This window comes from Ottowia cancrivicina, from assembly GCF_029813755.1.
Taxonomy (GTDB): Bacteria; Pseudomonadota; Gammaproteobacteria; order Burkholderiales; family Burkholderiaceae_C; genus Ottowia; species Ottowia massiliensis.
This window is the reverse complement of the sequence record NZ_JARVII010000080.1, coordinates 1-766: the sequence shown is the minus strand read 5'-3', so window position 1 is coordinate 766 and position 766 is coordinate 1. Positions and strand designations below refer to the sequence as shown.

The window sequence follows — 766 nt, the reverse complement described above, 5'->3', positions numbered from 1 at the left end:
GCCACGGAAAGCGGCGCGAAGCTTTGCGCCACGGGCATGACTTCAATGCGGTTCACGTTCACATGCGGGGGCTGCTGCACCAGCCAGAGCACGATGCGGGCGATGTCTTCGGGGCTGATGGCCTGCACGCCGGCATACACGCTGGCGGCACGTTCATCGTCGCCCTTGAAGCGCACATTGGAAAACTCGGTGCCGCCGCACAGGCCCGGCTCCACGTTGCTGACGCGGATGGCCGTGCCCGCCAGATCGGCGCGCAGGTTCTGGCTGAACTGTTTGACAAACGCCTTGGTGGCCCCATAGACGTTGCCGCCCGGATAGGGCCAGTTGCCCGCGATGGAGCCGATGTTGATGACGTAGCCCCGGTTGCGCCGCACCATTTGCGGCAGCAGCAGGCGGGTGAGGGTGGCCAGGCCCCGGATGTTGGTGTCAATCATGCGGTCCCAGTCGTCCAGGCTGGCCTGGTCGGCGCGCTCCAGGCCCAGCGCCAGGCCCGCGTTGTTCACGAGCAGGTCCACGTCTTGCCAGGCGGCGGGCAGGCTGGTCAGGGCGCCCTGGGCGGCGGCGCGGTCGGCCACGTCAAACGCCAGGGGCCAAAAGGCTTCGGGCCACTGCGCCCGCAAGGCTTCAAGCCTGTCTGCGCGGCGGCCCGTGCCAATGACGCGCCAGCCCGCTTGCAGCAGCGCGCGGCTGATGGCCTGGCCGAACCCGGCCGTGGCGCCGGTGACCAGGGCGATGGAAGCGGCCGGCGGGGCGGCAGGGCAGGGCG

1 protein-coding gene is annotated in these 766 nt (G+C 69.8%); it reads right to left on the bottom strand.

The annotated features are described in order from the left end of the window. A partial coding sequence (locus tag QB898_RS13115; RefSeq protein WP_279525305.1) for an SDR family oxidoreductase occupies window positions 1–734 on the bottom strand: 734 nt, incomplete at its 3' end. Window positions 735–766 lie beyond the last annotated feature (32 nt).